This window comes from Gemmatimonas sp. (assembly GCF_031426495.1).
Lineage (GTDB): Bacteria > Gemmatimonadota > Gemmatimonadetes > Gemmatimonadales > Gemmatimonadaceae > Gemmatimonas.
Genome location: NZ_JANPLK010000051.1, coordinates 78,939 through 102,176 on the forward strand (window position 1 = coordinate 78,939; position 23,238 = coordinate 102,176).

The 23,238-nt window shown below is 66.4% G+C and carries 20 protein-coding genes; 14 read left to right on the forward strand and 6 right to left on the reverse strand.

What is annotated here, in order from left to right; translation table 11 throughout:
* Positions 1 to 18: 18 nt before the first annotated feature.
* The 6 genes from RMP10_RS13870 to RMP10_RS13895 are packed head-to-tail and all read left to right on the forward strand — an operon-like array spanning position 19 to position 4,847.
* Positions 19 to 1,032 carry an ATP-binding protein gene (locus RMP10_RS13870; RefSeq protein WP_310570812.1) on the forward strand — a complete coding sequence of 338 codons (1,014 nt, stop codon included), beginning with the start codon at positions 19 to 21 and terminating at the stop codon, positions 1,030 to 1,032.
* Positions 1,025 to 1,510 carry an ATP-binding protein gene (locus RMP10_RS13875; RefSeq protein WP_310570813.1) on the forward strand — a complete coding sequence of 162 codons (486 nt, stop codon included), beginning with the start codon at positions 1,025 to 1,027 and terminating at the stop codon, positions 1,508 to 1,510. Before RMP10_RS13870 ends, RMP10_RS13875 begins: the two co-directional genes overlap by 8 nt.
* Positions 1,511 to 1,512: 2 nt before the next feature.
* Positions 1,513 to 1,866 carry an STAS domain-containing protein gene (locus tag RMP10_RS13880; protein WP_310570814.1) on the forward strand — a complete coding sequence of 118 codons (354 nt, stop codon included), beginning with the start codon at positions 1,513 to 1,515 and terminating at the stop codon, positions 1,864 to 1,866.
* Positions 1,863 to 2,711 (forward strand): patatin-like phospholipase family protein, encoded by an 849-nt coding sequence (locus tag RMP10_RS13885; protein WP_310570815.1) that lies wholly within the window; start codon positions 1,863 to 1,865, stop codon positions 2,709 to 2,711. Before RMP10_RS13880 ends, RMP10_RS13885 begins: the two co-directional genes overlap by 4 nt.
* A 10-nt stretch (positions 2,712 to 2,721) precedes the next feature.
* Positions 2,722 to 3,642, forward strand: coding sequence for a patatin-like phospholipase family protein (locus RMP10_RS13890; protein ID WP_310570816.1), 921 nt, complete (start codon positions 2,722 to 2,724; stop codon positions 3,640 to 3,642).
* Positions 3,643 to 3,662: 20 nt separating this feature from the next.
* Complete coding sequence (locus RMP10_RS13895) at positions 3,663 to 4,847, forward strand: SpoIIE family protein phosphatase (RefSeq protein WP_310570817.1); 1,185 nt, start codon at positions 3,663 to 3,665, stop codon at positions 4,845 to 4,847.
* Between the two features lie 45 nt (positions 4,848 to 4,892).
* Here RMP10_RS13895 and RMP10_RS13900 read toward each other — a convergent pair whose 3' ends face one another.
* Genes RMP10_RS13900 through RMP10_RS13910 form a run of 3 tightly spaced genes read right to left on the reverse strand, consistent with a single transcriptional unit; the run spans position 4,893 to position 9,385 of the window.
* Positions 4,893 to 5,462, reverse strand: a complete 570-nt coding sequence (locus RMP10_RS13900) for a DNA-3-methyladenine glycosylase (protein ID WP_310570818.1) — start codon at positions 5,460 to 5,462, stop codon at positions 4,893 to 4,895.
* A 14-nt stretch (positions 5,463 to 5,476) separates the two neighbouring features.
* Positions 5,477 to 7,753, reverse strand: a complete 2,277-nt coding sequence (locus RMP10_RS13905; protein WP_310570819.1) for an NYN domain-containing protein — start codon at positions 7,751 to 7,753, stop codon at positions 5,477 to 5,479.
* Between the two features lie 3 nt (positions 7,754 to 7,756).
* Positions 7,757 to 9,385: an AMP-binding protein gene (locus RMP10_RS13910; protein WP_310570820.1), complete on the reverse strand. Its 1,629-nt coding sequence runs from the start codon at positions 9,383 to 9,385 to the stop codon at positions 7,757 to 7,759.
* Between the two features lie 193 nt (positions 9,386 to 9,578).
* Between RMP10_RS13910 and RMP10_RS13915 the strand changes: the two genes are divergently transcribed.
* From RMP10_RS13915 to RMP10_RS13940, 6 genes are all read left to right on the forward strand, one after another.
* Complete coding sequence (locus tag RMP10_RS13915) at positions 9,579 to 10,742, forward strand: HAMP domain-containing sensor histidine kinase (RefSeq protein WP_310570821.1); 1,164 nt, start codon at positions 9,579 to 9,581, stop codon at positions 10,740 to 10,742.
* The gene (locus RMP10_RS13920) at positions 10,739 to 11,203 is read left to right on the forward strand and encodes a hypothetical protein (RefSeq protein WP_310570822.1); all 465 of its coding nucleotides are present in this window, start codon (positions 10,739 to 10,741) and stop codon (positions 11,201 to 11,203) included. Before RMP10_RS13915 ends, RMP10_RS13920 begins: the two co-directional genes overlap by 4 nt.
* A complete protein-coding gene (locus tag RMP10_RS13925) occupies positions 11,200 to 11,769 on the forward strand; it encodes a hypothetical protein (RefSeq protein ID WP_310570823.1) in 570 nt (189 codons plus the stop codon). Before RMP10_RS13920 ends, RMP10_RS13925 begins: the two co-directional genes overlap by 4 nt.
* 12 nt (positions 11,770 to 11,781) lie before the next feature.
* A complete protein-coding gene (locus RMP10_RS13930; RefSeq protein ID WP_310570824.1) occupies positions 11,782 to 13,176 on the forward strand; it encodes a sigma-54 dependent transcriptional regulator in 1,395 nt (464 codons plus the stop codon).
* Positions 13,177 to 13,351: 175 nt separating this feature from the next.
* A complete protein-coding gene (locus RMP10_RS13935) occupies positions 13,352 to 15,136 on the forward strand; it encodes a BamA/TamA family outer membrane protein (RefSeq protein ID WP_310570825.1) in 1,785 nt (594 codons plus the stop codon).
* A gap of 38 nt (positions 15,137 to 15,174) precedes the next feature.
* Positions 15,175 to 15,807, forward strand: coding sequence for a hypothetical protein (locus tag RMP10_RS13940; protein ID WP_310570826.1), 633 nt, complete (start codon positions 15,175 to 15,177; stop codon positions 15,805 to 15,807).
* 1 nt (position 15,808) lies between these two features.
* On the opposite strand, the gene RMP10_RS13945 is transcribed toward RMP10_RS13940, so the two are convergent.
* From RMP10_RS13945 to RMP10_RS13955, 3 genes are read right to left on the reverse strand one after another with little or no spacing between them, the layout of a single operon-like run.
* Positions 15,809 to 16,387 (reverse strand): HNH endonuclease, encoded by a 579-nt coding sequence (locus RMP10_RS13945; RefSeq protein ID WP_309670605.1) that lies wholly within the window; start codon positions 16,385 to 16,387, stop codon positions 15,809 to 15,811.
* A 55-nt stretch (positions 16,388 to 16,442) separates the two neighbouring features.
* On the reverse strand, positions 16,443 to 17,810 hold the full coding sequence (locus tag RMP10_RS13950; protein WP_310570827.1) for an amidohydrolase family protein: 1,368 nt from the start codon (positions 17,808 to 17,810) through the stop codon (positions 16,443 to 16,445).
* 7 nt (positions 17,811 to 17,817) lie between these two features.
* On the reverse strand, positions 17,818 to 19,974 hold the full coding sequence (locus RMP10_RS13955; protein ID WP_310570828.1) for a PBP1A family penicillin-binding protein: 2,157 nt from the start codon (positions 19,972 to 19,974) through the stop codon (positions 17,818 to 17,820).
* A gap of 68 nt (positions 19,975 to 20,042) precedes the next feature.
* Here RMP10_RS13955 and tyrS point away from each other — a divergent pair, with 68 nt between their 5' ends.
* Positions 20,043 to 21,332 carry a tyrosine--tRNA ligase gene (gene tyrS / locus RMP10_RS13960; RefSeq protein WP_310570829.1) on the forward strand — a complete coding sequence of 430 codons (1,290 nt, stop codon included), beginning with the start codon at positions 20,043 to 20,045 and terminating at the stop codon, positions 21,330 to 21,332.
* Between the two features lie 45 nt (positions 21,333 to 21,377).
* Positions 21,378 to 23,087 carry a dihydroxy-acid dehydratase gene (gene ilvD, locus RMP10_RS13965; RefSeq protein ID WP_310570830.1) on the forward strand — a complete coding sequence of 570 codons (1,710 nt, stop codon included), beginning with the start codon at positions 21,378 to 21,380 and terminating at the stop codon, positions 23,085 to 23,087.
* Positions 23,088 to 23,238 lie beyond the last annotated feature (151 nt).

Sequence of the window (23,238 nt, forward strand, 5' to 3'; positions counted from 1 at the left end):
ACCTGAATCGGTACCATCGTGTCCCCAGCCTCCCTCCTGCTGGCCAGTATCATCCTATCGCTGTCCGTGGCGGCGCTTGTGGCGTACTTCCGTGCGCGCGAGGCCCGCTTGCACCGTGACAGTGTGCGACAACGCACGGAACTCGACGACTCGATCAACGCCCTCGGCGCGGCGCGCGATGCCGCGACCGAGGCGCAGCAGAAGGCGGAGTCGGCCAGCCGCGCCAAGAGCATGTTCCTGGCCAACATGAGCCACGAGTTGCGCACCCCGCTGAACGCCATCATCGGCTACAGCGAAATGCTGCAGGAAGACGCGGCCGACATGACGCCCGGTGAAATCGCGGCCGACCTCAAAAAGATCACCGGCGCCGGCAAGCATCTATTGGGACTGATCAACGACGTGCTCGACTTTTCGAAGATCGAAGCCGGGCGCATGGATCTCAATCTCGAGCCGGTCGATGTCGCGACGCTCCTGCGCGACGTGGAGGCCACCGTCGCGCCGGTCGTGAAGAAGCAGGGCAATCAGTTCGTGGTGCACAGCGAGGAAGACGTGGGCACCATGACGGCCGATCCCGGCAAGGTGCGTCAGGTGCTGCTCAATCTCCTCTCCAACGCCGGCAAGTTCACCACCAACGGCACCGTCACACTGCGCGCCGTGCGCACCGAACGACACGGCGAGGACTTCCTCGCGCTCAGCGTGGAAGACACCGGCGTCGGACTCTCCCGCGAACAGTTCGGCCGACTCTTTCAGGCCTTTGCGCAGGCGGACGCCACCACGCAGCGCGACCATGGCGGCACCGGACTCGGGCTCGCACTCTGCCGACGGTTCACACTCATGATGGGCGGCGACATCGAAGTGGAATCGAAGGCCGGCAGCGGCTCGACGTTCACCGTCATGCTTCCCGCCAAGGGGCCAGCGCCCGACTCCATCGAGTCGGCGGCCGGCGACGAAGTGGACGACTCCGAACCGATTTCCTTCCAGACCCGCATGTTCCAGATCCCTCTCGCGACCGGCAAGAGTCTCCATGGCTGAACCAACGGACCACGACGCGGAGCGTATCCTCGCGCTGTCGCCGCTCACCCTCGACCGGCTGGGCGACATCCGGCAGTTCCTGCGCGTGGCGCTGGAGGAGCTGGGGTGCGCCGGCGCGACGGATGCGATTGTGCTCGCGGTGGACGAAGTGTGCGCCAATCTTGTGGAGCACGCCGTGGACCACGAGACGGTCGGCATGGCTCCGGGTCCGACGCGCGTTTCCGTGCGGCGGAGCCAAGATGATGCCATCATTGTGGTGGAAGACCGTGGGCACCCGTTCGACCCCGCCGACGCCCCGGCTCCTGACCTCACCTCCGACTGGATCGACCGCCCGATCGGTGGTCTCGGCTGGTTTCTCGTGAAGCAGATGGTGGACGAAGTGCACTACGACTCGGCGTCCACCGAGCAGGGCATGCTGAACCGATTGACGCTTATCAAGCGCGGCGCCGCCAGCGCTTCCTCTTCAGGACCCGTCTGACCATGCAGATATCGATCACGCAGCAGGACCATGTCACGATCGTGGCGGTAGCCGGAAGCATCGATGCACTGACGGCCGACACGCTGGTCACCGCCCTGCTCGACGAGGTCGGGGCCGGACGCACGCGACTGGTCGCCCACTTCGGCGCCGTGGAATACACGAGCAGCGCTGGACTCCGGGTGTTGTTGTCGACGCTCAAGGAAGCACGTCAGCGCGGCGGCGATCTGCGGATTTCCGATATCCGACCTAATGTGCGACAGGTGCTGGAGCTGAGCGGATTCACCAGCATCCTGAAGTGCTTCGCCGACGTGGACAGCGCGGTCGCGAGCTTCGCCAACATGGGCGGCAGCAAGTGACAGGAACCGGCATTGCGCTGGTGATCGGCTCCGGCGGCGTGAAATGCGCTGCGGCCATCGGCCTGCAGCGATGCCTCGCCCGTGAATCCATCGACATCGACCTCGTGGTCGGTTGCAGCGGCGGGTCGATCTACGCGGCCGCGATCGCGCTGGGCAAGAACGCCGAGGAAGCGGCGGCGATGAGCACCGCCCTCTGGACGCGCGACGTGACCGCGCAGCCCGATCGCGCCGCGCTCATGCGCATGCTCTTCCCCAAGCTGCTGGGATTCACTGAACGGTTCGGCCTCAAGAAGGACCATCTCGTGTGGGAGCGGTTGACCACGGCCTTTGGCGATCTCACCTTCGCCGACTGCAAGATCCCGCTCTACATCACCGCCACCGATTTCCGTACCGGTGAGCAAGTCACGATCAGCGAGGGGCGTATCGCCGACGCGGTGCGCGCGAGTATCGCGATTCCGTTCGCCTTCGCCCCGTGGGAAGTGAACGGCCGCCTCTGCATCGACGGCTTTCTCTCCGACCCGCTACCCGTGGGCGTGGCGATCCGCGAAGGCGCGCATGTGATCATCGCCATGGGCTTCGAGAGTCCGTATCAAGAGCGGGTCACGTCGGGCGGACGCTTTGCGTTTCAGCTCAGCAGCATCATGACGAACAACCTGCTCAAGGCGTCGTTCGCCTTTCACGGACTCGCCCACCATAGCGAAGTGATCGCCGTTATTCCGCAGTTCTCGCAGCGTATCCGCCTGTTCGACACGGGCAAGATTCCACTGCTGGTCGACGAAGGCGACGCGGCCATGCGCGAACAGCTGCCGTATCTGCGCCGACTGCTGAGCGCGATTCCCACATGACGACCCGCTGATGTCCATCCGACTCGGTTCCACCGGCGAACGTTCGCTGGGCGACTTCGGCGAACGCCGGGCGCGCATTGGCCTCGTGATCGGGTCCGGCGGCATCAAGTGCACGGCCGCGGTCGGCCTCCTCAAGGTGCTCGAGCGCGAGAAGATTCCGGTGGACGTGGCAGTAGGGTGCAGCGGCGGCGCGATCTACAGCGCGCTCTTTGCCCTCGGTGACAGCGCCGCCGACATCGAGCGGCAAACGCTGGTGCTTTGGAAGGATCTCTTCACCAAGCTGCACTATCGCTCGTTGCTTCGCGCCATCGCCCCGATGTTCATGGGATACCATGAACAGGTGGGCATGGTGGACGATCGGCAGGTGTGGAAGGTGCTCGAGTCGTTGTTCGGCGAGCGCACGTTTGCCGATACAAAGATCCCCCTGCTACAGTCGGCCACCGACTTTCGCACCGGCGAGAAGGTGGTGCTTGATTCCGGGCGCATCACCGACGCGACCCGGGCCAGTGTCGCGATCCCGATGTTGCTGCGCGCCTGGGAAGTGAACGGCCGCTTGCTGGTGGACGGTGGCGCCTCGAACCCGTTGCCGATCGACGTCGCGATCCGCGAAGGCTGCGACATCATCCTGGCGATGGGCTTCGAAAGTCAGATGAACGCCGAGGTGCGCTCGCTGGTGAACGCGCTGGGGCGGACGTCGACGATCGTGACCAATCACCTGCTCCGCGCCACCTTCGCCTTCTATAGTGTGGCGCATCACGCCGAAGTGCTGCCGATCATGCCCATGCTCGATCGCCACATCGGCCTCACCGAATGGAAGCACATCCCGTATCTCATCGAACAAGGCGAGCGCGCCGCTGAAGAACAGATGCCGTACCTGCGGCGCTTGCTGCAGGCCTCGATGGCCGGCCCGTTGCCAACGCCGGGCTTGTGACGAATCCGAGCAGCCAGTCGATGACCGACGACCGGTCGGCCCCGGCACGCATCATGGTGGTCGACGACGTCGAGGTGAACCGCGATCTGCTATCGCGTCGCCTGCAGCGTATGGGCCATGTCGTGACGACCGCCAACGACGGCCAGGAAGCGCTCGATCTCACACGCGATCCGAGCTGGGATCTGATCATGCTCGACGTGATGATGCCGGTGCTCGATGGGATCGGCGCCCTCACGGCGCTCAAGGCCAGCGACGCCACGCGGCACATCCCGGTGATCATGATCTCGGCCAACACCGAACTCGAAACCGTCGTGAAGTGCATCGAGCTCGGCGCCGAGGATTACCTGCCGAAGCCGTTCGACCCCGTGTTGCTGCGCGCCCGCGTGGGCGCCTCACTCGAGAAGAAGCGACTGCGTGATCGCGAGCAGGCCCGCTCGCGTCGCATGCAGAAGGATCTCGAAGTCGGCGCGCGCATTCAGCGCGACTTCTTGCCGGAGAGCTTGCCCACGGTGCCGGGCTACGAGTTCGCGGCGCGATTCGAGCCCGCCCGTGAAGTGGGCGGTGATTTCTACGACGCGTTCCGGTTGCCCGACGGCGCGGTGGCGCTGGTGTTGGGCGATGTCTGCGACAAAGGCGTGGGGGCGGCACTATTCATGGCGCTGTTCCGCTCGCTGATCCGCGCTGTCAGCGCGTCGCAGGTCGGCTCGCACACGGTCGAGATGCTGGAGTCGCGCGTGCTGCATGCGGTGACGGTCACGAACGACTACATCGCCAACACCCACGGTCGCGCCAACATGTTCGCGACGCTGTTCGTGGGCGCGCTCGATCCGGCCACCGGCACGATCGCGTACGTGAACGGCGGCCACGAGCCACCGCGCGTGGTGCGCGCCAACGGCAGCGTTCGCACGATGCTGCCGCCAACCGGCCCGGCGGTCGGGATGCTGCCGGAGATTCCGTTCATCGCGCGCACAATCATCCTGGAGCCCGGCGAGACATTGCTGGTGCTCACCGACGGCATTACCGAGTCCCGCGCGCCCAACGGCATGCTGTTCGGTGACGACGCCACCGACGCGCTGCTCACCGCGCCGGCCGATAGCGCTGACAGACTGTTGGACCGCGTACTCGACGCCGTGCATGTACACGCCGCAGGGGACCCGGCGGCAGATGACGTGACGTTGTTGGCAGTACGGCGAAGTACGGGGTAGGGGGTACGGGGTCGGGAGTACCCCATACTCCGTACTCCCGACCCCTTACTTCGCCTTTATGAATCTGAGCTGCCACTCCACCGCCTTGCTGATCCCCACCCGCGGGCCCACCACCACACGATCGTCCGGGACCGGCGCGCCCGCGTGAATCGTCAGCGCTGACCCTCCCGTGAGGACCGCACCATCGAGCGTGCGATCGATGCCGAGGGCGGCACAGAGCTTGGCGGGGCCGTCGCACAACTGCGCGTCGCGGCGCGCCTTGGGTCGTCGGGCCCGCATGCGCTCGATCCCCTCGAGCGGCTCGAGGGCGCGAATGAGTACGGCGCTGCCGTAGCCCTCTTCGCGCGTCACGGCATTCACGCACCAATGCATGCCGTACACGAAGTACACGTACGCGACCCCGGGTGGGCCGAACATGTGCCAGGTGCGAGCGGTCCGGCCCACGGCCGAATGCGAAGCCGGATCGTGAGGTCCGAGGTATGCCTCGGTCTCCACGATCCGGCCACTGACAGCTCCCAGTTCATCCTCGTGCCGTAGCACGGCGCCGAGGAGTTCGCGGGCCACCACTGCCGGATCCCGGTCGTAAAACCCGGCCGGCAGTGGGGCGCCGAACATCACCTTCGCTCTGCTTACCGCTTCTTCGCGGCCTTCTTGGCCGGAGCCTTGGCCGCCGCCTTCTTGGCGGCAGGGGCCGGAGCCTTGGCCGCTGGCTTGGCGGCCTTGGCCGGGGCCTTGGCGGCCTTGGGCGCTGGCTTCGCCGGTGCAGTCGATGCCTTGGCCGGAGCCTTGGCCACCGTCTTCTTGGCGGCAGGCGCCGGCGTCTTCACCGGAGCGGCCTTGGCCGGAGCCGCCTTCACCGGCGTCTCCTTTCTGGCGGCCGGCTTGCCACCACGACCACGAGCCGGAGCGGCTGGTGCGTCGACCACCACCGGAGCGGTCGGCACGACCACGGGTGCGACCGGAGCCGCCGCCGGAGCAGGCGCGGCCGCCGTCGTGCCGTTCGTGGCCGGAGCAACCGCTCCGACCGGACGGGCACCAACGACGCCGAACATGAGCAGGTCGGCCGGCGGACCGGCCGGGGCACGCCCACGCGATCCACCGCGCGGAGCGACACCACGGGCACCCATACCACGCGGCGCCTGCGGCAGCAGCGCCGCGGCCGCCTTCAACTCGGCCTTCTGCGCGTCGTCCACCGTCTTGAGCTGCTCCACGATCGACGCGGCATCGGCGGCCCGAGCGACTTCGAAGTCGTTTCCACGACGACGGAGGTCGATCATGTTCGCGTCATGCGCGTCCTGCAGGATCCGCTCGAACATGCGCGAGCTCAACGACTCGCTGTCGCGGCCCAGGAGTTCGAACGCCTTCGTGCGCGCCTCGCTGGCGCTCGTGGAATCGTCGCCCTGCACCAGCGCTTCGACCGCACGTCGCACGAGGTCGAACGCCTCGCTGCGCGTGAGCCGCTCACCGCTGCTGCCGATGTGACCTGCCACCGCTGAACCGAAGGTCGGGGTGGCTGCGGCCGGCGCCTTGACGAACGTCGGCTCGACGAGCTTCGACTCGACGAACACCGGCTCGACGAGCTTCGACTCGACGAACACCGGCTCGAGCAACGTCGGAGCCACCGCGCCATCGGCCTGCGCCGCGGCGTCGGCGTCAACACGCGGCTCGCGCCCTTCACGATCGCGGAACCGATCGCGGCCACGGCCACGACGGTTGCGACCACGACGCGCTTCCCGCTCACCTTCGCCGGCGGCATCATCCGACGCCTCGACACCCGGCTCACCGGTCGCATCGGCGTCTGCCGGCACGTCAACGGCTGCCATGTCGAGCAGTGGCGCGAAGCCGACCTGCTCCGCCGCGTCCATCGCATCGTCGGCGGCATCATGCTCGTCGTCGGCGGCATCCTGCGCCGCGTCGCGCACTTCGCCGTCGACCGGGGTGCGGTCGAAACGATCGCGGCCACGGCCACGGCGGCCACGACGGCCACGACGTTCGTCGCGCTCACGATCGCTTTCATCACGACGCGGTTCGGCGGGCGCCGCGGCGCTCGCGCTCGACGCCGGAGCGATGCTGCCATCGGGCGTGTCGATTTCAAGCTGGCCGCTGTCGAGCTTCGTGACCTTGAGCAGCCCCTTGTGGGCCGCGTCCTGTACAAAGCGCGAGAACTTAGGCATGCCGAGGTTCTTCTCGTCGAACGACGAGTCGATTTCCTGCATGACCTGCTTGAGACGGTCGCTGCGCATCACGTCGCCGTTGCGCTTCATGCGATTCACCGACTCGGTCACCAGCTCCCACGGATCCCAGCGGGTCGACTCGTCGTCGCCCGTCTTGGTGAGGCCGGCGAGCGCATTGTACGAGTAGTACTCGTCGCAGTTCATCACGAGCAGGTCGCTCGACGACTCACGGATACCGACGCCGATCACGTACTTGCCGTATTCCTTGAGCTTGATGACCATGCTCGAGAAATCGGAGTCACCGGAGAGCAGCACGAAGGTGCCGATCTCGGGGCGCGTGAAGACGAGCTCCATGGCGTCGATGGCGAGCCGGATGTCGGTCGCGTTTTTCTTCGACGAACCGTAGGCCGGCGCGAAGATCAGGTCGATCGACGATTCGGTAAGCGGCACGATGTACTGCGGGTAGCGACGCCAGTCGGCGTAGGCGCGGCGCACCGCGACCTTACCCTTGACGATGTCCGACGAGAGGAGGTTGTTGAGCTCTCCCTGCAGGTCGGAGCGGATGCCCATCGTGACGTTGTCAAAATCGATGAGCAGCGCGGCGTTCGGTGCGTGGGCCGGCGGTGCGGCATTCGGCGACGTCATCGGAGTGACGGCCTGCGGTCCACGATGGAACGGCGCGATGGTACGGGACGGTGCCGCACTGCGGGACCGGGTGTCATGTCGACTCATGTACTAGCCTGGATACAAAACGGAGTGATCGAGCGCGTTGCCATGCAGCGCCGAAGCGCTCATCGTATTCGCACTCAGCGCGATTGCCCGCGCGAGTTCTCGCCGCCGCACTTTGCCACTTCCCGTCATGGGAAAGACATCGAAGAAGCGGACGAAATCGGGAACCTTGTCGGCCGCCATCGTTTCCTGGGCGAAGCGTTTGATCTCGCCACCCGTGATGACTGCCCCTTCTACTGGCACGATGCACGCGCACACCAGCTCTCCCATGACATCATGGGGCACGCCGATCACGCAGACATCGTCCACTGCCGGATGCGCACGCAGACGATCCTCGAGTTCGCGCGGGTAGAGCTGCATGCCCCCGCGCGAAATCGTCTCCTGCCGCCGCCCGACGATCTTCACATAGCCATCCTCATCGATGATCCCCAGATCACCGGTGAGGAAATATCCGTCCGACGTGGTGACCTTGGCGGTCTCGGCCGGCATGCGGAGATAGCCCCGCATGAGATTGGACCCGCGGACGGCAATCTCGCCGACCGCTTCGGGTCCGTGCAGCTCTCCCGTGATCAGATCCATCGCCATGATCTCAACGCCGGGAAGGGCGCAGCCCACGGTGCTCAAACGACGTTCGTCGTTGTCGGCAAAGCGGGTGATCGTGACCACGGGTCCGGTTTCCGTGAGGCCGTACGCCACGAGCACATCGCACCAGCGACGCACCCGGCGCACCAGCGCCTCGTCCACCGAACTGCCGGCAATGACGCCGGCTCGCAGCGACGTGAGTCGCGACGGGTCGAACGACTCCTCACGCATGAGAAGGTGATACTGCGTGGGCACGCCGTGCAGCACCGTGACCTTCGCGTCGGCGATGAGCGCGAGGGCGCGCGCCGGGTCGAAAGACGGTTGCAGCACGATCGTCGCTCCACGTGCCATCGTGCCCAGCATGATGCCGAAGCCGAAGATGGCGAAGAACGGAACCGCTCCGAGCACACGGTCGTCCGGCGAAATCTCGAGGATCTCCGCCACACGCACCGCGTTTTCCACCAGCGCCCGGTGCGACAGTGGCACGCCCTTCGGCTTGCCCATCGTTCCCGACGTGTACATGACGGCCAGGTCGGCCGTCTCGTCATACACCGCTGGTCGCGGAACCGATCGTCCGGTGCCGCTCGAGACGAGATCTTCGAACTGGAAGATCCGGTCGTCGTACCACAGGTCCTCGTCGCCTACCGTGACCACGTACTGCAGGTCGGGCAGATCGCCGAGTAATTCTTCGAAGCGCTGTAGAAAGTCGACCCCGTCCCATTTCTCGATGGTGACGACGGCGCTCGCTTCAGCGTGTCGCAGCTGGTAGCGCAGATCGTGAATGCTGAGCTGCGGACTGACCGGCACCACGACAGCGCCCAACTTCGCGGCCGCTAACGTGGCGATGATCCACTCGACGCCGTTCGGCAGGTTGACCGCTATGCGATCGCCCGTGCCAAGCCCCAATTCGGAGAAAGCAGCAGCCAGGGAGGACGCGTCGGCGTCCACCTGCTGATAGGTCCACGTCCGTTCACCATTCGTGGCGAGCACGCGTGCGGGATGCTCCTGCGCACGTTGCTCGACCAAAGGGGCTAGGGACCACGACGTTGCCATTCCACTCCGGGATCGGGTACAGCCACGTAAATTACTGACTATGAACGAGATGCGGAAGCCGACCGTTGACGAAAGCGGGTCGAACCCTCAGAACCGTCCGGGAGAGAAACCCTCCTCCGAAGGCTCTCGTAGGGAGCGGCGTCGGCTCGCACGCGCCGGGTCCCGGGCACCGTTCCGGTCACGGTTGTTCGCCATGCTGATTCTGTTCGCGCTCGTCCCCACCGTGGCGGTCGCGTTGGTGGGTGTCGGTACGGCCAGTCGGGCCCTCTCGATGTTGTCGGCCCGATCGGCGTGGGAGCGGATCGCGCTCAGTGGCGAACAGGCGCTGTCCGCCACGCGGTCCGCGCCGCTCACCGTCGAGCAACGGGCCGCGGTGGAACGGCACGAAGCCGAACTGCGCCAGTCGGTGGAGTTGGCACGTCGTTTCGATTTCGTAGCCGGTCGCTCGATGCGTCTGGTCGTAACGGGCGCGGTGCTGGTGGTGCTGTTGGTGGCGGTCGGTGCCTCGCGCGTGGCCGGACATCTGAGTCGTCAGCTCAGCCGTCCGCTCGATGAACTGGTGGGATGGACCGGGTTGATCCGCACGGGGCGGCCCATCCCGGGGCAACCGGAGCGCCGCGGCGCACCGGAATTCGAAGTACTGCGAACGGGGATGCGCACCATGGCTCAGGAACTCGAAACGGGACGACGACGGGCGCTCGAGGCCGAGCGCGCCGAGGCGTTCCGCGAATCGGCCCGCCGGTTTGCGCACGAGCTCAAGAACCCGCTCACGCCGATCCGCTTTGCAGTCGACCGACTGCGGCGTTCCGCCCCCGAGGAGTTGCGCGACACCGTGGAAGTGCTGGCCGAGGAGGCCGCGCGTCTGGAAACGATGGCCAAGAGCTTTGCCCAGTTCGGCCGTCTTCCCGATGGGCCGGCGGCCGACATCGATGTGTCGGAGCTCGTCACCCGCGTCGCGCGCAGTACGGTCCCCGAGCGGCTCGCCGTGGCGATCGCCGCCGACGACGCGTTGCCGTTGGTGCACGGCTTCCACGAACCGCTCGTTCGCGCCGTGACGAACGTGCTGATGAACGCCGTCGATGCCTGCGGTGCGTCGGGACAGATCGACATCGCGTTGCGCTACGCGGCTCCCCATGTCACGATCACGATCCGCGACAGCGGCTGCGGCATCGCCCCCGACGCGCTGGCGCGCATCTTCGACCCGTACGTGACGACCAAGCCTGGCGGCACAGGACTCGGGCTCGCCATCGCGCGACAGACGATGGAAGCCCATCAGGGATTCATCGACGCCACAAGCGCGCTTGGCCAGGGCACCGAGATCATACTGCGCCTCCCCATTCGCGAGACCACGGCATGACCCAGAATCAACCCACAGCGGTGAACGTTCAACCGCTCGGCGATCGCCTGCTCATCACGATGCCGTCGTCCGACGGCACGCGACGCAGCATCGAGGTGTCGGCCGACGGGAAGGCCTTGTTAAGCGTCGACGGCATGACCACGACCGCCATCCAGCCGCCGCCCGCGCGGGCGCAGCGCAGCCTCCCCAACGGCGTCGTGGACATCGTGCAGGCGATGGGAGCGATGATCATGATGGTGGTCGTCTTCGGTCCGCTGGCGCGTGCCGTTGCGCGCAGAATCGAGAAGCGCGCCATGATCACGCCGGCCGCCCTTTCTCCGGAAGTCGCGCAGCGGCTCGCAGCCATCGAGCGGGCAGTCGATTCGGTGGCGGTGGAAGTTGAACGCATCAGTGAAGGGCAGCGCTTCACGACGAAGCTGCTGTCGGACCGAACCAAGCTTGAAGCGGAGCGGGTTTTATGAAGAGCGTGCGCCATCAGCCGGCCTCACAGGGCCTGCAGGCAGAAATCGCCCAGACGATTCGCGATGCACAACAGGCCACGCGCGATGCACAACAGGCCACGCGCGATGCACAGCAGGCTGATGCCGACGCCGCGCGTGCTCCGGCCGAGCCGCTCCCTCCCGGCACGATCGTCTTCACCGGCGACGGCAGCGGCGACAACGTGCGCATCAACGTGAAGGACGGCAACGTCGTGCTCTCACAGGGCGAGAACACCACGACCATTCCGCTCCGGGATGTCGTACCGCCGGGGTTAGTGCAAATGTCCTGGGCGCTGGCGGCCTCGGTGATCGCCGTGTTCATCGGCTGGCCGATTGCCCGCGCCATCGCGCGCGCCATCGACCGTCGCGGTCGCGCTGCGCGTGCCGACAACGCGCTCGAGGCGCAGCTGGCGCAACGGTTCGACGCGATGGAGCGCAACATCGATACCGTGGCCGTGGAGATGGAGCGTCTCAGCGAAGCGCAGCGCTTCACCTCGAAGCTGCTGGAACAGCGTTCGGCCGCGGTCCCGCTCGACGCCAACCGGTAGTCGGCAGCCGCCATGCCCAGTGTCCTGATCGTCGACGACGAACCGAACATCCGACGGATGGTCGGCGCCCTGCTGAGCGCCGAGGGATACGACGTGCGCGATGCCGCCGACGGGGCCACCGGGCTCGCCCTCGCGGAAGCGAACGAGCCGGACGTCGCGCTGGTCGATCTCATGATGCCGGGCGACCTCGATGGACTGGCGCTCCTGCAGAAACTGCGGGAACGTCGCCCCGACATGCCCGTCGTCATGATGAGCGGTCGCGCCGCACTCACCGATGCGGTGCGGGCTACCAAGCTTGGCGCCTTCACCTTTCTCGAGAAGCCACTCACCCCCGAGGGGGTGCTGCTGGCCCTCGCGTCGGCCTTCGAGCTGCGTCAGGCGCGTCGCGCCGCTGCGGCCCTACGGGAAGATCTCGGCATCTCGGGCGAGATGGTCGGGGAGTCACCGGTGATGCATGACGTGCGCGCACTCATCGCGCGCGTGGGTCCGACCGACGCGCGTGTGCTTATTACGGGCGAATCGGGCACAGGCAAGGAACTCGTGGCCGCAGCGCTGCACCTGGCCAGTCCGCGACGCGATCGCCCGTTCATACGCGTGAACTGCGCAGCCATTCCACGCGATCTTGTGGAAAGCGAGATGTTCGGCCACGAGCGGGGCGCGTTCACTGGCGCCACCGATCGACGCCTCGGCCGCTTCGAGCTCGCCCACACCGGCACGCTGTTCCTTGATGAAGTCGGCGACCTCGGTGCCGAAGCACAAGCGAAGCTGTTGCGCGCCATCGAAGCGCGCGAAATCGAACGCGTGGGCGGGGGCAAGCCGATCAAGATCGATGTGCGCATTCTGGCCGCGACCAACAAGGACTTGGCGCGCGCCGTGGCCGACGGCAGCTTCCGCGAGGATCTGTTCTTTCGACTGAACGTGATCCCGATTCAGCTGCCGCCGCTGCGCGACCGGCCGGGTGATCTGCCGGCACTCGTGCGACATTTTTCGGCGCGACATCGCACGCGCACTGGACGTCCACTCGTGCAATGGCACGACGACGCCCTCGGTGCGCTGAGTAGTTATCGGTGGCCCGGCAATGTGCGCGAGCTTGCCAACATCGTCGAGCGGCTGGCGATCTTGCACGCCGGCAGCGTGGTGGGGCGTGGGGAAGTGTTGCAGGTGCTGCCCACCGTGGCCGCAGACCCCTTCAGTGTGCCCGCGAGCCAGAATGCAGAGCGGGCGGGCGAGACGCTGCCGATCCTACCACTGAGCGATGCCCTCGATGCCTATGAACGCCGACTCATTTCGGCGGCGCTGGCGCAGAGTGATGGGAACGTGGCCGAGGCCGCGCGACGCTTGCAAACCGATCGGCCCAATCTGTATCGACGCATGCGCCGACTGGGCCTGGCATCGGCCGGCGAGTGATGACGCGCGCCGTTCAAACCTTTGGTGTGATTCGAGTGTCTGCGCTCGTATCGCGTATCGAGAAGACACACCCGTTGTCCGGAATCGATGACGTTCGTGCGAGGCGGGTCCCTGTGCGGCGCGTGTGGTACATGACGTGCCCTTGGTGGCCGTGAACCTGAAGCAGGAGAAACTGATGAAGACAGCCATGACCCCACGTGGTCAGGCCAGAATGGTCCTCGCGATGCTCGGTGTGATGTGGACGGCGTTGCCGTGCGCAACGGCGTCGGCCCAGCGGGATCGCGACGGGGACCCAGAACGCGCACGGCGGCTGGGCGGCGTTCCGCGCGAGGTGGCGCTCGAGGTCACGGCGGTATGGAACGACCCGGCGACCCGGCGCGTGCGCGGTGACTTCGCGTTGGCGCCAACGGATACCGTGCGCGGCGATCTCGCCGTCCTTGGCGGCCGCGCACGGTTGGCCGGCGTAGTGACCGGCCAAGTCGTCGTGCTCAACGGCGACGCCGCGCTGGTGGATGGCGCGCGGATCGAGCGCTCGCTCACGATAATCGGCGGCGCGTTCGACTCACCCGAGCGCCCGAATGTGGGCGGCGAAATTCGCGTGTGGAGCGCGGCGTATCGCTACCACGAGGTGGGTGACACGCTGGTGGCCGATCTCGATTTCTTCTCCCGCTGGTCCAGCTGGATGCGGGACGACGAACGCAGCAGCGGCCGGACACGGAGCGACCTGCTGGTCACGACGGCGCACACGTACAACCGCGTGGAAGGGCTGCCGATTTACGTGGGTCCGCGCGTTCGCGCCCGCAGCGGCGACACGCGCGTACGTGCTGAGGTGTTCGGCATCTTCCGTACGGGCGATGCGCTGACGTGGAAGCGCGAGAACCTTGGCCACCGCGTGCTGTTCGAAGTGCGCCAGGGCAATAGTGCCGGCGTGGCGATTGGCGGCCGCTTGTTCGACGAAGTGGACGCCGTCGAGAAGTGGCAGCTCACCGACACCGAAGTCGGACTCAATGCCTTTCTGTTCACGCGCGACTACCGCGATTACTGGCAGCGTCATGGCGGTCAGGGTTACGTGAGCCTGTTTGCCGGGCGAGGGTCGGAGGTGAAGGCGTCGTACGGCGAAGAGCGCTGGAGGTCACGGCGGGCGCGCAACGTACTGTCGATCGTGAACGACAAGGTGCCGTGGCGAGTGAATCCGCTAGCCGAGGACGGCGTGATGAAGCTGCTGACCGTGTCGGCCACGTTCGATACGCGGAACAGTCCGAAGGATCCGCGCGCCGGCTGGTATCTGCGCGGCGAATATGAGCGCGGGGATGGCGATCTGGCGCGGTACATCTCCCTCGACCCGGTGCCGGCGCTGGGCAATGACGTCGTGTATTCCCGTGCCCTGCTCGACCTGCGCCGCTACAACCGCCTCGGCCCCAACGGCTCACTGAACATGCGCGCCGTGCTGGGCGGGTGGGTCAGCGGCGACCCGCTGCCGGCGCAGCGCCGGTTCTCGGTGAGCGGCATCGATGCACTGCCGGGCTTCGACTTCCGTCGTCAGCTCAGCGACACCGACGTCGGCACCTGCGCCACGGGAGACGAACAGGCGTACGCGGCACTCGGCCGACCGGCGCTGTGCGATCGCATGGCGTTGCTGCAGATCGAGTGGAAGGGGGACTTCCGGGTGAATCTGTTTGGCGACGACGACGATCTTGGTGATCGGCGCTGGGTGTTCGGTCGCGTGAAGGCCGACGGCGCTTGGGTGGTGTTCGCGAACTCGGGGCGCGGGTGGCTGGTCGGTCCGCGCGACAGCGACAACCTGGTTTACCCAAAGGGCGGCGTGCCCGACATCAAGTCGTGGCGCACCGATCTGGGCGGCGGCTTTGATTTCGGGAACTTCGGCGTGTATGTGGCGCAGGCGGTCTCGGAGAGCGGCCTGTCTCCGAATGTCTACATGCGGCTCAGTCGCCGCTTCTGATTCTCGAATTGCCACACGCGTCGCGGTCGGTGCATTCGATGGTTCGCACGCTGGTCGCCGTTCTGCTACTCCTGACGGGAGTTGGTGGAACGGCGTCGGCGCAGTCGCGCCCGGAGATCGACATTCGGGTAGCACCGACGTCGTTCCCGCCGCAGGTGGCGATCCGTGGTGTGCTCACCGAGAAACCGTTCGACGAACTGCTGCGCAGCGGATTCCCGGCGCGCCTGCATGTGCGGGCCGAAGTGTGGACCATCGGCCGCTGGTTTGACGACGTGCTCGGCCGCGCCGAATGGGACATCGTGGTGCGCTACGATGCCATCGACCGCACGTACGAAGTGGGGCGCTTCGTGGCGGGACGCCTGATGCCACTGGGCAGCTACGTGCGCTTTTCCGACGCGCGCGCCGCCAGCGAACTACCGTACCTCCCCGCGCTCACCGCACCACCACGCGGACGCAAGAGTTACGTGGCGGTGCAAGCCGAGTTGCAGACGCTCGACGTGAGCGACCTCGACGAACTCGAGCGGTGGCTGCGCGGCGAAGCCTCGCCGGCGGTGCGCGGAAAGCGAAGTCCCGGCACCGCGCTCACCCGCGGCGTACGGTCGTTGGCGAGCCGCCTGCTGGGCGGTGAAGTGCGACGGCTCGAGGCGAAGAGTCCCGCCGTGACGTACTGACTTAGGCCGTGACGACGGCGCCCTCGATCTTCTCGAGTTCGCGCAGCGTCTCCTCGCCGTAGAACACTTTGATGTACTGCGCCTGAATGGGCGTCAGTCGCCGCACCGCCCAGCTGAGATGCACGAAGTGCGGCTCGGACGGGGCGTGGAGCGGCGTCATGCCGATTTCGGAGGGCATACGATTCGCCTTTTTCGTGTTGCAGCCACTGCAGGCCGTCACCACGTTCGTCCACTCGTTCGAGCCACCGCGCGAGATCGGGATCAGGTGATCGCGCGTGAGCGACTCCCGCGGCTTGAGCTCAGTAGAGCGACGCCCGCAATACTGACACTGATAGTCGTCACGGGCGAACAGGAACGTGTTCGTGACCTGGCGACGGAATCGTCGCGGCACGTGCACGAATCGGGTCAGGCGGATGACCGCCGGGCGCGGAAATGCTTGTCGTTCCGAACGCACGGGCATGCCCGTGTCGGCCTCGACGATTTCCGCCTTGCCGTCGATCACCAGCCGTAGCGCTCGCCGAAGCGGCACCATGGTCAGGGGTTCATACGACGCATTCAGTGCGAGACATCCGGCGATCACGCCCTACCCTCCACTCTACAGTGTTAAGGTCGATGGGTCCGCTAGGAGAAGAGTATCATACGGTAGAAGCCTGTCGCCACTGTTGCAGGCGATCGCGCCACGCCCCGATACGTAACGGCAACGTCTCATCGCGCTGGGCGATGGTGCCGTTCGCGACCAGTTCGCGTCCCTCGACGGTCACCAGCACTGCTTCCACCTTGCCGGCCAACGCGTGTACGAGGGCCACGGCGGGATCGAAGAGCGGCTGGGCGTCGTCGTGATCCAGCGGGAAGGCCGCCAGGTCGGCGTCCTTGCCCACTTCCAGCGTTCCGATGCGCGCGCCAAGGCCCAGCGCCTCGGCCCCGCCCCGCGTGGCCAGCGCGAGCGCCTCGTGGGCGGAGATGGCGTCGGGGGCGCCCACGCGCAGTGACGCAAAGAGCGTGGCCTGACGGGCTTCCCCCAGCAGATCCATGCGATCGTTGCTGGCCACCGAGTCGGTGCCGAGTCCGGTGCGGATGCCGTGCGCCAGCATGCGATCCAGCGGCGCGATGCCATGGCCCAGCTTCGCGTTGGAGATCGGACAGTGCACGATGGTCGCGCCGGCATCGGCGATGCGCGCCATGTCACGGTCGTCGGCCTGAATCACGTGAATCAGCAGCGGCCGGGCCGCCAACACGCCGGCCGCCTCGAGCAACGCAATCGGCGACTCGGCCTGCGGTGCCACCATGATGTCGCGCGCCCGCAGCCGGTCGGCGAATGGTCCCGCACCGTCTCGCACGAACAGCATCTCGGCCGCGCTCTCGGCCACGTGCACTGCCATCGGCAGCGACTCGCGCCGCGACAGCGCGGCCGTGGCCGCGAAGAGATCACGTGATACGGTGTAGGGCGCGTGCGGCGACACCCCCACGCGCACGAGTGCCGTATCGAGAGCGCGCGCCTCACCCACGCGGGCCGCAAGCTGCGCGATCGCGCCGTCGCACTGCGCGGGATCGGGGCCGAATACTTCCAGGTAGCCCACGCCGCGCACGCCGTACTCGCGCATCGCGGTGAGTGGCGCGCCGGAATCGGTGGTGTCGGCCAAGCAGGTAATACCGTTGCGCAGCGCTTCCCGGATGCCGGCCCGCGACGCATCAAGCAGCACGCTCTCGCTCATGAGATCGCGGCGCACCGTGGTGAGCGTGCGCAGCCAATCGCGGAAGTCGAGCCCCTCGAGAAAGCCGCGCAGCAACGTGAGCTCGAGATGCGAATGCGCGTTCACGAGGCCCGGCATGAGCACTGCATTGCCCAAAGCGATCGTGCGGACCACGCTGCTGTCCAAGGCGACCGCGCTCGCGGCACCCACGAACGCGATGCGTCCCGCCTCGACGAGCACCGCACCGTGGCGGATCGGCGCCGATGAGATCGGCAACACCCAGTCCGCCGTGTACAGCGTCGGCGCACTCACGTTACACTCACTGCGGCGGAATTTTGAACGGGTTCGTGGAGTCCGCCTTGGCGCGCAGCTTGGCGACACTGTCCGTCGAGAGCAGCGTGCGCGGCGCCGGATCGGTGCACGTGCCCGTCGGCTCGGTGCCCTGCACGAAAAACTCCGTGGCAAGCGCCGTCATGCAGTTGCTGTTCGCGAGCTGTCCGGTGAGCGCATCGATTTCGCGCACCACGACGCCGTCGGGACGCGGCCAGTCCGGCGGTTGCGGCTTGCGACGATACACCTCGGTCATGAACGACGCCCACGCCGGCGACGCCAGCTCACCGCCCTGTGCATTCGACTTGATCTTCTGCGGTTTGTCGAAGCCCATCCAGACGCCGGCCACCAGGTCGGCGGTGTAGCCGATGAACCACACGTCGGCGCCGTCGTTGGTGGTGCCCGTCTTCCCACCGGCGGGCACACGGAAGCCAGAACTCCAGATGCGCGCACCGGTGCCGCGCACCACCACGTCCTTCATCATGCTCACCATCAGCCACGCTTCCTCAGGCGACAGCACCGCTTCCCGCTCCGTCGTGGGCTGCCACACCACTTTGCCGTCGGCGTTTTCGACCTTGAAAATCGCGTGCGGTGTCGTGCGCAGGCCAAGGTTGGCGAACACCGAGTACGCAGCGATCATCTGCACCGGATACACGTCGGCCGACCCGATGAAGATGGACGGATAGGGCGGAATGGGCGTCGTGATGCCGAAGCGCTTCGCCATGGAAATCACACTTCCGGCGCCGACCGCCATGCCGGTGCGGATCGCGGCCAGATTGCGCGACTGATACAACGCCTTCCGCATGGGCATATTGCCCATAAACTTCATATCGTAGTTCTGCGGCGTCCATGCTTCGCCGCTCATCTGGTCGAGCGAGATGGGCGAGTCGTCCACGATCTGCCCGGGGCTGAACCCCTCGTGCACGGCCGTCGCGTAGACAATCGGCTTGAAGGTCGAACCCGGCTGGCGGAGCGCCTGCACCGCGCGATTGAATTTCGAGTCGCCGAAGTCACGGCCACCAACCATGGCGCGCACGGCACCACTGCGCGGATCAACCGCGACGAACGCGCCCTGCAGATACGGGGAGTTGGCCGCGCCACGCTCACCGCCCTCGGCCGACCGTGCGAGATACGCTTCGTAGGTGAGATGCGAGTACTTACCGTGACGTCCGGCCTCGATGGCCTGCAGCTGGTTCTCCAAGGCGCGTTCGGCGGCGCCCTGCATGTCGACATCGAGCGATGTATAAACCTTGTACCCTTCGTCGTAGAGTCCCTTGCCGAAGTGTTCCTCGAGCTCCTGGCGCACCCACTCCACGAAGTACGGTGCTACGTCGCCCGACTCGGTGCGCTCGGCCAGCTGCAGCGGATAGGCCTTGGCGAGCGAGGCATCGGCGTCGTTGATCGCGCCTTCGCGGCGCATCAGCTCGAGCACCGTGTTGCGGCGCAGGATCGCACGATCAGCGAACCGGCGCGGGTTGTAGCGCTCGGGGCCCTTCAGCAATCCGGCCAGCACGGCAGCTTCGGCCACACTGACCTCGCGCACCGGCTTACCGAAGTAGCGCTGCGACGCGGTTTCCACGCCGTACGCGCCGTTGCCGAGGTATACCTGGTTCAGGTAGAGCTCGAGGATCTTGTCCTTCGTGTAGCGCTGCTCGATGGCACGGGCCACGCGCGCTTCCTTGATCTTGCGCAGCAGCGTCTTCTCGCGGGAAATGCGATCGGAAAAGACATTACGGGCCAGCTGCATCGTGATCGTAGAGAAGCCCTGCACATAGCTGCCGGCTTTCACGTTGCGGGCGAGCGCACCGAACACGCGGTAGTAGTCGATGCCCGAGTGCGAGTAGAACCGGCGGTCTTCGGTGATGACGACCGCATCGCGCACATGCTTGGGGATATCCTGCAGCCGTACGAGCGTGCGACGCTCGAGACCGAGTTCCGTGATGAACCGGCCGTCGGCGGCGTACACCTTGGAGGTCTGGCGGGGCACATACTTCTCGAGCGAGGCGATCGACGGACAGCGTCCGTCCCGGCAGATGACGCTCCAAGCGCCAAGCAGCCCGCCGGCACCGACCATGCCGCCGAAAATCCCAACCACGAGCAGCCACCCCAGCCACGGGCGCCGCGAAAGAACAGAGGAGAGAGCCATAGGTTGTCTGAAGGCTACCCGCTCACGCGGGGGCGCGCCAAGAGCCGGACCCGCGATAACTTGTGAGAATGTCCGAGCCATCAGCCCCGATTTCCGAACTCGCCTGGCGCGAGCTGCTGTTCCAGCACACCGAAGGCCTTCCGGCCGCCTTCGCGGCGGGTCAGGTCACCGGCTACTGCGGATTCGACCCCACCGCCTCCAGCCTGCACGTGGGCAACCTCGTGCCCGTCATGGGACTCGTCCATCTGCAAAGGGCCGGCCACCGACCCATCGCGCTGGTGGGCGGTGGCACGGGCATGATTGGCGACCCCAGCGGCCGGAGTAGCGAACGCATCTTGCAGACGCTGGAAACGATCGCCGAGAATGCCGAAGCGATCCGGATGCAATTGGCCAAGTTCCTCGATTTCGAGGGACCGAACGCCGCCAAGCTGGTGAACAACGCCGACTGGCTCACCAAGCTGTCGCTGCTCGACTTCCTGCGCGACACGGGCAAGCACTTCTCGATCAACTACATGCTGGCGAAGGACTCCGTGAAGTCGCGCCTGGAAAGCGGGCTGTCGTTCACGGAGTTCTCCTACATGCTGCTGCAGGCCCACGACTTCCTCGAGCTGCATCAGCGCGAGGGCGTGACGCTGCAGATCGGCGGCAGCGATCAGTGGGGCAACATCACGGCCGGTTTGGAACTGATTCGCCGCACCACTAATGGCGACGCCAACGCGCTCACCTTCCCGCTGATCACCAACGCCGATGGCTCGAAGTTCGGCAAGAGCACCGGCGGCGGTTCGGTGTGGCTCGATCCGGCGCGCACGTCACCGTACAAGTTTTATCAGTTCTGGATCGGCGCCGACGACCGCGACGTGTCGCGCTACCTGCGCTTCTTCACGCTGCTGGATCGCGACACCATCGAAGCGCTCGATCAGTCGGTACGCACCACACCCGAGACGCGCGAGGCGCAGCGCGCGCTGGCCACGGAAGTGACCACCCGCGTGCACGGAGCCGAGGCGGCGCGGGTGGCGCAGGAAGTGTCGGCACTGTTGTTCGAGAAGGCCGATCCGCAGGGACTGTCCGACGCGGCGCTCGACGCGCTGCGACACGAGATTCCGTTCGTGACGTACACTGCGCCCGCCGACGGTCCAGCGCTTTCCGGGGGGATCGACGTATACGAGTGTCTGACGGCACTCGGCGTGGCGGCATCGCGCGGGGCAGCGAAGCGACTGCTTGAACAGGGTGGCGTCAGCATTAACGGTACGAAGCTGTCGGCGGCCGATCGTTTGATCAGCGAAGACCGGCTCCTACGCGGCCGTCATCTGCTGCTCAAGAAGGGCGCGCGCGAATTCGGGTTGGTGCAGGTCCCGTAAGCGCGTCCTGCTGACTGGTCTCCACCCCTCCGAGTACCCAACCGCATGGATAAGTCGAACCTCCCGAGTCGTCATACGACCGTAGGCCCCGAGCGCGCACCCCATCGCTCGTACTACTACGCGATGGGCCTCGACGAAGCACAGATCGCGCAGCCGATCGTCGGTGTCGTCTCCAGCTGGAACGAGGCGGCACCGTGCAACATCTCGCTGCGCCGACAGGCCGAGGCGGCCAAGCGTGGCGTGGCGGCGGCAGGCGGTACGCCGCGGGAGTTCACCACGATCACGGTGACTGACGGCATCGCCATGGGACACGCCGGCATGAAGTCGTCGCTGGTGAGTCGCGAAACGATTGCCGACTCGGTCGAGCTTACGGTTCGCGGCCACACCTACGACGCGCTGGTGGCCATCGGCGGCTGCGACAAGGCGTTGCCCGGCCTCATGATGGCAATGGTGCGCCTCGACGTGCCGTCGGTATTCCTGTACGGCGGCTCGATCATGCCGGGGCGCTATCAGGGACGCGATGTCACGGTGCTCGACGTGTTCGAAGGCGTGGGCAAGCATTCGGCGGGCAAGATGACGTTGGACGAGCTCACCGCACTCGAGAAGGTCGCCTGCCCGGGCGCCGGTTCGTGCGGCGGCCAATATACCGCCAACAGCATGGCCTACGTGTCGGAAGCGATCGGCCTCGCGCTGCCGGGATCGGCCAGTCCGCCAGCGGTGCTGGAGTCACGTGACGTGTACGCCGAACGCGCCGGTGAAGCGGTGATGCGCCTGCTGCGCGATGGTCCGCGCCCGCGCCAGATCGTGACGCGCCGGTCACTCGAGAATGCGGCGGCGGTGGTGGCGGCAACGGGCGGCAGCACGAACGCCACGCTTCATCTGCCGGCGCTGGCGCACGAAGCCGGGATCGCGTTCGACCTGTTCGATGTGGCTGAAGTGTTCGCGCGCACCCCACTCTTGGCCGACCTCAAGCCGGGCGGCAAGTACCTCGCGAAGGACGTGCACGACATCGGCGGTGTGTCGATCATCCTCAAGGCGCTGCTCGATGGCGGATATCTGCACGGCGACTGCATCACGGTGACAGGGCGCACGTTGGCCGAGAACCTGGCCGACGTCATACTGCCTGAGGGGCAAGACGTGGTGATGCCGGTATCGCGCGCGATCTCCATGACCGGCGGTTTGATCGGCATGCGCGGCAACCTCGCGCCCGATGGCGCGATCGTGAAAGTGGCCGGACTGCATACGCGCCTGTTCAGCGGCCCGGCGCGTGTGTTCGACAGCGAGGAAGACGCCTTCGCGGCGGTCACCGAACGCCGCTACGAGGCCGGCGACGTGATCATCATCCGCTACGAAGGCCCGCGCGGCGGACCGGGCATGCGCGAGATGCTGTCCACCACCTCAGCGATTTACGGACAGGATATGGGCGACAAAGTCGCGCTCATTACCGACGGCCGTTTCAGCGGCGCCACGCGCGGGCTGTGCATCGGCCACGTGGGCCCGGAAGCCGCGCTGGGCGGCCCGATCGGCCTGCTACGCGATGGCGACATTATCGACATCGATGCCAACGCCGGCACGATGTCGGTACGGTTGTCCGACGAAGAACTGGCCGCTCGTCGAGCGGTATGGGAGCCGCGGCGGCACAATTTCCAGTCGGGCGCGATCTGGCGCTACGCGCAGACGGTGAGTCCGGCGCGGTACGGCGCCGTGGTGCATCCCGGCGGGGCGGCGGAGACGCACAATTATTTTGAGAGTTAGGGGTGGTCGGCTGACGCCGTAACTGAAAACTCCCTAGTGAGCAGGGGGGAGGGTGTCAGGGGGGAGTACGCAGGTTGACCTGCGCGCCGTTCACCTGCCTCCTCGGTCCTGATACCCTCCTCCCTGCTTACTAGGGAGTTTGCAGTTTGCA

What these genes read in the sequence shown, in the direction of transcription:
- RMP10_RS13955 (WP_310570828.1), bottom strand. Translation starts at nt 19,974, where the DNA reads ATGGCTCTCTCCTCTGTTCTTTCGCGGCGCCCGTGGCTGGGGTGGCTG.
- RMP10_RS13880 (WP_310570814.1), top strand. Translation starts at nt 1,513, where the DNA reads ATGCAGATATCGATCACGCAGCAGGACCATGTCACGATCGTGGCGGTA.
- ilvD (WP_310570830.1), top strand. Translation starts at nt 21,378, where the DNA reads ATGGATAAGTCGAACCTCCCGAGTCGTCATACGACCGTAGGCCCCGAG.
- RMP10_RS13935 (WP_310570825.1), top strand. Translation starts at nt 13,352, where the DNA reads ATGAAGACAGCCATGACCCCACGTGGTCAGGCCAGAATGGTCCTCGCG.
- RMP10_RS13925 (WP_310570823.1), top strand. Translation starts at nt 11,200, where the DNA reads ATGAAGAGCGTGCGCCATCAGCCGGCCTCACAGGGCCTGCAGGCAGAA.
- tyrS (WP_310570829.1), top strand. Translation starts at nt 20,043, where the DNA reads ATGTCCGAGCCATCAGCCCCGATTTCCGAACTCGCCTGGCGCGAGCTG.
- RMP10_RS13890 (WP_310570816.1), top strand. Translation starts at nt 2,722, where the DNA reads ATGTCCATCCGACTCGGTTCCACCGGCGAACGTTCGCTGGGCGACTTC.
- RMP10_RS13895 (WP_310570817.1), top strand. Translation starts at nt 3,663, where the DNA reads ATGACCGACGACCGGTCGGCCCCGGCACGCATCATGGTGGTCGACGAC.
- RMP10_RS13905 (WP_310570819.1), bottom strand. Translation starts at nt 7,753, where the DNA reads ATGAGTCGACATGACACCCGGTCCCGCAGTGCGGCACCGTCCCGTACC.
- RMP10_RS13915 (WP_310570821.1), top strand. Translation starts at nt 9,579, where the DNA reads ATGCTGATTCTGTTCGCGCTCGTCCCCACCGTGGCGGTCGCGTTGGTG.
- RMP10_RS13910 (WP_310570820.1), bottom strand. Translation starts at nt 9,385, where the DNA reads ATGGCAACGTCGTGGTCCCTAGCCCCTTTGGTCGAGCAACGTGCGCAG.
- RMP10_RS13900 (WP_310570818.1), bottom strand. Translation starts at nt 5,462, where the DNA reads ATGTTCGGCGCCCCACTGCCGGCCGGGTTTTACGACCGGGATCCGGCA.
- RMP10_RS13930 (WP_310570824.1), top strand. Translation starts at nt 11,782, where the DNA reads ATGCCCAGTGTCCTGATCGTCGACGACGAACCGAACATCCGACGGATG.
- RMP10_RS13920 (WP_310570822.1), top strand. Translation starts at nt 10,739, where the DNA reads ATGACCCAGAATCAACCCACAGCGGTGAACGTTCAACCGCTCGGCGAT.
- RMP10_RS13875 (WP_310570813.1), top strand. Translation starts at nt 1,025, where the DNA reads ATGGCTGAACCAACGGACCACGACGCGGAGCGTATCCTCGCGCTGTCG.
- RMP10_RS13940 (WP_310570826.1), top strand. Translation starts at nt 15,175, where the DNA reads ATGGTTCGCACGCTGGTCGCCGTTCTGCTACTCCTGACGGGAGTTGGT.